Here is an 8,625-nt window from a genome sequence, read left to right on the forward strand (position 1 = left end):
CTGCTGGATCCGCTCGAGCCGCTCGAGCGGATCCAGCAGCGGGTCCTCCTTCCTCCCGCGCATCGAGATCGATCCGCAGCCCGAGACGATCCCCGTCCCGGTTCCCGGTGGCGAGGCGCCGCCGCCGCAGCCGGCGCCGGATCCGGTCGCCCCGCCGGTCGAGCCCGGGGCGGCCGTCGCACGCCTGAACGCACCCGAAGTGGGCGAGGTTTCCCTGGTGTCGCAGTTGACCGGTCACGGCTCCGAGAACCGCACCGACTCGCGCTGGCAGGTCGACGGCACCGATCTCGGGATCTTCTGGGAATCGGCGCCCGGTGAGGTGGCCGTCGCGTTCGGCGACACCTTCGGCCACGAATGGGAGCCCCCGGGTGGTGCGGGCGGTGACTGGCGCAGCAACGTCCTCGCCTTCAGCACCGACACCGACCTGTCCGACGGCATGACCATCGATTCGATGGTCCAGGACAGCCCCTGCCACGCCGCCGAGATCCTCGATTCGCGGCACGTGCACAACTACGAGACCACCGTCATCCCCACGTCGGGATTCGCCATCGGTGACCGGCAGTACCTCAGCTACATGTCCGTGCGGCGGTGGAGCAAGATCCCCGGCATGTGGTACACGAACCTGGGCGGCATCGCCTGGTCCGACGACCACGGGCAGACGTGGACGAAGGACCAGCACGCCCGGTGGGACAACTTCTTCGGCGTCGGCCGGTTCCAGGTCGCGACGATGGTGCCGCAGGGCGATCACGTCTACATGTTCGGTACCCCCAACGGGCGCATCGGCACCGTCGGGCTCGCCCGGGTTCCCACCGCCGAGGTCCTGAACCCGACCGCGTACCAGTACTGGGTCGCCGGCGAATGGATGCCTGCTGCAGAACATGTCGCGACGCCGCTGTTCGCGGGCGTCGCGTCCGAACTGTCGGTGCGTTACGACGACGAGCACGACCGCTGGCAGATGAGCTACCTCGACCCGGTCGCGGGAAGCATCGTGCTGCGCCAGGCCACCGTCGCGCAGGGGGAGTGGTCCGACCCGTCCGTGTTGGTCCGCACCTCCGACTACCCGAAGGCCTACGGCGGATTCATCCACCCGTGGTCGAGCGGTGACGACCTGTACTTCACGATGTCGGAGTGGGACAGCTACAACGTCTACCTCATGCGCGCCCACGTCGGCGGGTGACGGGAAGCGTCGTCACGCGGAGCGGTGAATGCCGATCTCGGTGGCTTTGACGACGAACCACACCTGAGCACCGGGTTCGAGGGCCAGGTCCGCGACCGCGGCGGCGGTGATCTCGGCGGCGAGACCGGTGCCGGCGGCACGGACCAGCACCGTGGCTCCGCGCGCCTCGAGATCACCGACGGTGACCCGGAAACTGTTGCGGGGACTTCCGTGCGGTTCCTCGGCATACACCGCCACCGCGACGGGTGAGAACACCGCGACCGCGCGGTCGCCGGGCCGGCACCCCTCGTCGACGGTGCCGTGGACGGGACCGAACTCGGTGTCGAGACCGTCGGCTGTGACGGTGCCCGCGACCAGGTTGACACCGGCGATGCGCGCCGCGAACGCGCTCCGGGGACGGGTGAGAACCTCACGCACCGAACCTGTTTCGACGACGCGACCACCGTCGATCACCGCGACCCGGTCGGCCAGCGCCAGCACGTCGAGCGGGTCGTGGGTGACCACGAGTGCGGTGCGGTCCTGGTCGCGCAGGATGCGCCGCAACAACGAGCGGATCGCGGGAGCGGCGGTGACGTCGAGCGCCGACATCGGTTCGTCGAGCATCAGCAGGTGCGGCTGTGCAGCGAGTGCACGGGCGATCGCGACGCGCTGGGCCTGACCGCCCGACAACTCGCGCGGCCGGCGATCCGCGAACTCCGTGGCATCGACGGCCCCGAGCCAGCGCATCGCCTCGCGGTGGGCCCGCCGCCGGCGCGTGCCGGTGCTGCGCGGCGCGAAGGCCACGTTCGCGATCGCCGTGAGATGGGGGAACAGCAACGGTTCCTGCGCCAACATGGCCACGGACCTGCGGTGCGGCGGCACGTCGACGCCGGCTTCGGTGTCGGTGAGGACGCGGTCGCCGAGGGTGATGCGCCCGGTGTCGGGGCGCAACAACCCGGCAACCAGGTTCAGCAGCGTCGATTTCCCGGCACCGTTGGGTCCGAGAACCGCGAGTACACAACCGGATTCGACGTCGACGCTCAGGCCGACGTTGCGCGCCGCGATCCGGGCCTCGAGGTGCAGGGCGCTCACAGTGCACCTGCGATGCGTCGTCCCCGCGCGGCGACCACGATCGCGACCGCGACGAGCACGAGCAGCAGCGAGAGGGCCACCGCCGCATCAGGATCGGTCTCGCGCTGCAGGTAGATCTCCAGCGGCAGGGTGCGGGTGACACCCTGCAGGCTGCCCGCGAACGTGATGGTCGCACCGAACTCGCCGAGCGCGCGAGCGAACGCGAGGACCGCGCCGGACACGAGGCCCGGGAGCACGAGTGGCAGGGTGACGCGCCGGAACACGGTGGTGGGTCGCGCACCCAGGGTCGCGGCGACGGCCTCGTAGCGACGGCCCGCGGTACGCAGGGCACCTTCGAGGCTCATTACGAGGAACGGGAGAGCGACGAACGTCTGGGCGAGCACGACGGCGGTGGTGGAGAACGCGATCCGGAGACCGAACGCCTCGAAGTATTCGCCGAGCAGCCCACGACGGCCGAACGTGTAGAGCAGGGCGATACCGCCGACGACCGGCGGCAGCACGAGCGGCAGCAACACCAGCGACCGCAGGACCGGGATGATCCGAAACGTGCTGCGCGCCAGGACCGCTGCCATCGGAACCCCGAACAGGACACACAGAACGGTGCTGGCGGTCGCGGTGCGCAGACTGAGCGCCAGCGCCTGTAGCGACGCCTCGGAGGTGACGAGTTCGGGGAACCGCGACCAGTCGACGGTCAGCACCATCGACACCAGTGGCAGGATGACGAACACGCCCCCGACGGCCGCCGGCAGGTAGATCCACCCCGGCAGGCCCGCCCGGCTTTCCGGCCTCGAGGTCACGGCGCTCCGAAACCGGCTTCCGCGAAGACCGTCCGCGCGTCGTCGCCGGTGACGAACTCGAGGAACTTCGACGCCAGCTGCGGATTCTGCGATTCCTCGAGCAGCGCGATCGGGTAGGTGTTCACGGCGTCGGCGGATTCCGGGAACGGCACCGCGGTGACCTTGTCGCCGGCGTTCGTGGCGTCGGTGACGTAGACGAGTCCGGCGTCGGCCTGACCGGAGGTCACCTTGCCGAGCACGTCGGTCACCGACGATTCCTCGCTGACCGGTTGGATGTCGACCCCTGTCTGGGTTTCGATCCTGCTCGTCGCAGTGCCGCACGGTACCTGCGGTGCACACACGACGACCTTCAGGCCCGGGCGGGTCAGATCCGCGAACGACGTGATGCCCTGGGGGTTTCCGGGTTCGGTGACGATGGTGAGGGTGTTGGTCGCGAAGTTCACCGGGTCCCCCGAGACCACACCGGCTTCGGCCGCCTTGTCCATGTTCGCGGTGTCGGCGGAGGCGAACACGTCGGCGGGTGCGCCCTGGGTGATCTGCGCGACGAGATCGGACGATCCCGCGAAGTTGAATTCGACGGTGCTGCCCGGGTGGGCGCTTTCGAACTGTGTGCCGAGTTGGGTGAATGTCGCCTTCAGCGAGGCCGCGGCGAACACCGTGATCGTCTCGGCGCTCTCCGGGGTGGATGCGGTCGTCTCCGACGCCGAGTCGTCACTCGTGCCGCACGCAGCCAGTGTCAGCACGGTACCGATCAGGGCGGCAACGATTCTCGCGCGCCTCACGACATCCCTCCGGGGGTTTCGACGATGACGGTGGTCGCCTTGACGACGGCCACCCCGATGCTGCCCGGTTCGAGGCCGAGTTCGTTCACCGCTTCGGTGCTCATGAGCGAGACGACGCGGTGCGGGCCGCACTGCATCTCGACCTGGGCCATGACCGTGTCCGCGACGACGCGGGTGACGATGCCGACGAACCGGTTGCGGGCCGAACTGCCGACGCCGAGCAGATCCGGGGCGGCGTCCGCCTGATGCCGCACGAATTCGGCCAGGACCTTGCCGTCGACGACCTTGCGCCCGGATTCGTCCCTGCTCGCCTCGAGCACACCCTGGTCGATCCAGCGGCGGACGGTGTCGTCGCTGACCCCGAGCAGCGCCGCGGCATCGCGGATCCGGAGAGCCGTCACCGTCGACTCCGATCCGCACCTGCCCGAAACACGAGCTCATTGATCCGCATATACGTCACGGATCAGAGGATATACCCGTGGATGCGACCACGGTGGATTCCGCTCAGTACACGTCGCGGACGTAGCGCTTCTCGGAGGCCAGCTTGTCGACGAACGCGTCGGCGGCATCGGCGTCGAGACGGCCGTGGGTCTGCACGACCTCGCGCAGCGTCGCGTCCACGTCCTTGGCCATGCGGCTCGCGTCACCGCACACGTAGAAGTGCGCGCCGTCCTGCAGCCACTTCCACAACCGGGCACCGTGCTCCCGCATGCGGTCCTGCACGTACACCTTCTGCCGCTGATCGCGGGAGAAGGCCAGATCGAGGTTCGTCAGGAAACCGTCGGAGTGCATCGATTCGATCTCGTCGCGGTACAGGTAGTCGGTGTCCGAGCGCTGGTCGCCGAAGAACAGCCAGTTCGCGCCGGTGTGCCCGAGTTCGCGCCGGTCGTGCAGGAACGCGCGGAACGGGGCGATGCCGGTTCCCGGCCCGACCATGATCATCGGGGTGTCCGAGGCGGGGGGCGGACGGAAATGCGGGCTGCGCTGCACGAAGATCGGGATGTCGACGCCCTTGCTGTGGTCGGCGAGGAAACTCGAGCACACACCGGCGCGTTCGTGCCCTTCGTATGCGTACCGCACCACCGAGACGGTCAGTTGGACCTCGCGAGGATCGGTCTTGGGACTCGACGAGATCGAGTACATGCGCGGCTGCAGCCGGGTGAGGATGGGCATCCACTCCTCGATCGGGGCCTTGAAGGGGAACTCCGAGATCACGTCCATCGCCTGCTTGCCGTACAGCCACTGCTGCAGTTCGATCTTGTTGCCGGGACGGAGCAGCTTGCCCAGTTCCGCACTGTCGCTCTGCTTCTGGACGAAACGCAGAAGGTCCTTCGTCACGCGGGTGATGTCGAGGAATCGGGTGGCGGCCTCGCGCAACGGGATCGTCGGCATGTCGCCGAGTTCGATCGGCGATTCCGGGTCGAGCGCGGTCACCTGAAGCCACTCGTCGACCGTGCCCGGGCCGTTCGTCGGCATCACGCCGAGGGCGTCACCGGCCTCGTATTCGAATGCCGGGTCGTAGAGTTCGAATCCGAACTGCCGCACGTCCTTCGACGATCCCGGACCGCTGAGCGGCACGTTGCGGATCAGCCGGGTCACGAGCGGGGACTTGCGGGTGAACACGGGTTCGCGCACCGCGACCGGCGCGCCGCCCGAGATGCTTCCCGACGTCCCTGTTCCCCGGAACATCTCCTCGACGCCGTTGAGCCACGCGAAAGCGGCGTCCTGGTAGTCGGGTTCGCAGTCCACGCGCTCGGTCAGCCGGGTCGCGTCGAGTTCGGCGAGCCGCTCGTCGATCCGGCGACCGTGCCCGCAGAAGTCGTCGTAGTTGGAATCACCGAAAGCGAGCACCGCATAACGTGTTCCGGGAAGCTTCGGCGCGTCCTCCCGGCTCAGCGCCTTCCAGAACGCGCTTCCGTTGTCCGGCGCGTCACCGTCGCCGAACGTGCTGGTGATGACGAGCAGATCCTCGATCTCTGCGAGCGAGGCGACGTCCATGTCGTTCATCCCCATCAGGGTCACGGCCCGGCCGGCCGCCCGGAGACGGTCCACGCACAGCTGCGCGAACTCCTCGGCATTGCCCGTCTGCGAGGCCCAGGCGACGACGATCGCGGAGGACGAATCTTCCTCCAGCACCGTGGAATTCGAGTACCGCACCGCGACGGGAGCGTGCGAGAACAGGCCCGCGAGCAGCCCGTCGAGCCACACCCGCTTGGCGGCCGGGAACGGCGCGGACTCCGGAAGCACCGGCACCACCTCGGCCGGCGCGTTGCGCAGTCCGGCGAGCAGCCCGGCCAGATAGAGCTGCTCGTTGCCGTCGAAGACCGGTACGGCCTGTTCGTCGATTCCGAGGGCCGCGGCGAGACGATCCACGGCCGGTGCCGTCTGCACCTCGGGCTTCTCCGGTTCGGGAGCCGAGGCGACCTTCGTCAGCGACACCGCGCACACCTTGAACTCGGGTTGCTGCGAGGCCTGGTCGATCGCGTCGTTGGTCACCGCGTTGATCGCGAGGTATTCGCCGTAGATGTCGTTCCAGTGGAACGGCGCGAACACCGTACCGGGCAGCACCCGGTCGGTGACCACGGCGGGCAGTACGGCCCGGCCGCGACGCGACGCGATCTCCACCCGATCGCCGTCGACGATCGAATACTGCTGCGCATCAACGGGATTGATCTCGACGAACGGATTCGGATTCAGCTTCTCGAGCTTGGCGACCTTCCCGGTCTTGGTCAAGGTGTGCCATTGGTGCTGCACACGCCCGGTGTTCAGGACGACGGGGTAGTCGTCGTCGGGCATCTCGGCGGGCAGCATGTGCGGGCGCGGGAAGAACACCGCCCGCCCGTTGTCGGTCGCGAACGCCAGGCGCGGCACCGAGCCGTCCTCCCGGACGACCAGCGATCGGCTGTTCCCGTCGTTGAGATAGCGGATGGGGTTGCGGTCGCTGTCGGCGTTCGGCGGGCAGGGCCACTGCACGGGCGTGTTGCGCAGCTGCTCGTAGGTGACGCCGCGCAGGTCGTACCCGGTGCGCGGATTCCAGAAGGCCTTGAGTTCCTCGAAGATCTCCTCGGCACTCGAGTACGTGAAAGCCTCGGCGTAACCCATCTCGCACGCGACCCGCGCGATGATCTCCCAGTCCGGCATGGCCTCGCCGACCGGATCGACGGCCTGCTGCAGGAGGGTCAGGTTCCGTTCCGAGTTCACCGCGACGTACTCGGATTCGGCCCACAGGGCACCGGGAAGCAGGAGGTCGGCATACGCGTTGGTCTCGGTTTCGAGGAACACGTCCTGTGTGACGACCAGTTCGGCTTTCTCGAGACCCTCGAGAACGGTTTTCCGGTTCGCGACGCTGGCAACGGGATTGGTGCAGATGATCCAGCACGCCTTGATCTCACCGGCCGCCATCTTCTCGAACATGTCCACGGTGCCGCCACCGACGGTGGTGCTCAGCGTGCCGCGCGGAACGTTCCAGACATCCTCGACGAACTCCCGATCGGCCTCCGCGAGCACGGTTCGCTGCCCCGGAAGACCCGGCCCCATGTAGCCCATCTCGCGTCCGCCCATGGCATTCGGCTGGCCGGTCAGCGAGAACGGGCCGCTGCCGGTCCGGCAGATCGCGCCCGTCGCGAGGTGCAGGTTGCAGATGGCGTTGGTGTTCCAGGTGCCGTGAGTGCTCTGGTTCAGCCCCATGGTCCAGCAACTCATCCAGTTGCCGGCCTCTCCGATCCACTGCGCGGCGGTGCGCAGATCCGCCTCGGGGATCCCGGTGATCTGCGAGACCGTCGCGGGCGGGTAGTCGGCGAGGAAATCGGGCATCGCGTCCCAGCCGTCGGTGAACTCGGCGACGAACTGCTCGTCGACGTGCCCGTTCTCGACGATCAGGTGCAGCAACCCGTTGAGGAGAGCCAGGTCGGTGCCCGGCTTGATCTGCAGGAACAGATCCGCCTTCTCCGCGGTCGCACTGCGCCGCGGATCGACGACGATGAGCTTCGCGCCGGCCTTGGCGCGGTCCATCATGCGCAGGAAGAGGATGGGATGGCAGTCGGCCATGTTCGAGCCGGTCACGAAGAACACGTCGGCGTGGTCGAAGTCCTCGTACGAACCGGGCGGACCGTCCGAGCCGAGGGACTGCTTGTAGCCGGTGCCGGCACTGGCCATGCACAGCCGCGAGTTCGATTCGATGCGGTTGGTGCCGATGAACCCCTTGGCGAGCTTGTTCGCCAGGTACTGCGCCTCGAGGGACATCTGGCCGGACACGTACAGCGACACCGCGTCGGGGCCGTGCGTGTCGACGATGCTCCGCAGGCGCCGCGCGGTCTCGGTGATCGCCGCCGCGACCGGAACGGGCACGGGGTCGGCGCCGCGTTCGCCGCGGCGGTACGCGGTCTCGAGCCGGCCACCGGCGGCCAGCATCTCGGCGCTGGTGGCGCCCTTCGTGCACAGCCGGCCGAAGTTGGTGGGGTGGTCCTTGTCGCCGTACGCCTTCAGGACACGGCGTGTGCCCGTCACGGCGTCGGTCTCGACGTCGAGCACCATGCCGCAGCCGACACCGCAGTAGGAGCAGGCAGTCTTGACCGTCGTGATGTCGCCCCGCATTGCACCGCCCTCGAGTGAACAGGCCGTCCGATTCCGGCCGCGTTCCATGCTGCTGATGCGGTGTTGCGGGGGCATTAACAGGGATGAGTCCCCCGTGACATCTGGCTCACGAAATCAGGGGGGACCGGGTGAGGTACCCGAAACAGTCCCGAACTGTCACGATTGTCCGGCTCGGCCGGAGTCACGATTGTCCGGCTCGGCCGGA

General features: G+C 68.2%; 6 protein-coding genes. 1 reads left to right on the forward strand and 5 read right to left on the reverse strand.

The genetic code is table 11. The features are described from left to right. Nucleotides 1–1,177, forward strand: a 1,177-nt coding sequence (locus I0Q12_RS26440; RefSeq protein ID WP_197256256.1) for a DUF4185 domain-containing protein, incomplete at its 5' end; no start/stop codon positions are given. A 12-nt stretch (nt 1,178–1,189) separates the two neighbouring features. Here I0Q12_RS26440 and I0Q12_RS26445 read toward each other — a convergent pair. The 5 genes from I0Q12_RS26445 to I0Q12_RS26460 all read right to left on the reverse strand — a co-directional run bounded on the left by I0Q12_RS26445 (nt 1,190) and on the right by I0Q12_RS26460 (nt 8,420). Next, the gene (locus I0Q12_RS26445) at nt 1,190–2,248 is read right to left on the reverse strand and encodes a sulfate/molybdate ABC transporter ATP-binding protein (protein WP_197256258.1); all 1,059 of its coding nucleotides are present in this window, start codon (nt 2,246–2,248) and stop codon (nt 1,190–1,192) included. Beyond that, nucleotides 2,245–3,045, reverse strand: a complete 801-nt coding sequence (locus I0Q12_RS26450) for an ABC transporter permease (RefSeq protein WP_197256260.1) — start codon at nt 3,043–3,045, stop codon at nt 2,245–2,247. Before I0Q12_RS26450 ends, I0Q12_RS26445 begins: the two co-directional genes overlap by 4 nt. Then, entirely contained in the window at nt 3,042–3,827 is a 786-nt protein-coding gene (gene modA, locus I0Q12_RS33995; RefSeq protein ID WP_374068798.1) for a molybdate ABC transporter substrate-binding protein, read from the reverse strand. The genes I0Q12_RS26450 and modA overlap by 4 nt, the downstream gene beginning before the upstream one ends. Beyond that, nucleotides 3,824–4,228 (reverse strand): TOBE domain-containing protein, encoded by a 405-nt coding sequence (locus tag I0Q12_RS34000; protein WP_307846544.1) that lies wholly within the window; start codon nt 4,226–4,228, stop codon nt 3,824–3,826. The genes modA and I0Q12_RS34000 overlap by 4 nt, the downstream gene beginning before the upstream one ends. A 103-nt stretch (nt 4,229–4,331) precedes the next feature. Further along, on the reverse strand, nt 4,332–8,420 hold the full coding sequence (locus tag I0Q12_RS26460; protein WP_197256264.1) for a bifunctional nitrate reductase/sulfite reductase flavoprotein subunit alpha: 4,089 nt from the start codon (nt 8,418–8,420) through the stop codon (nt 4,332–4,334). Nucleotides 8,421–8,625: the final 205 nt, after the last annotated feature.

The sequence above is a fragment of the Rhodococcus sp. CX genome, from assembly GCF_015865005.1.
In the GTDB taxonomy this organism is placed as follows: domain Bacteria; phylum Actinomycetota; class Actinomycetes; order Mycobacteriales; family Mycobacteriaceae; genus Rhodococcus.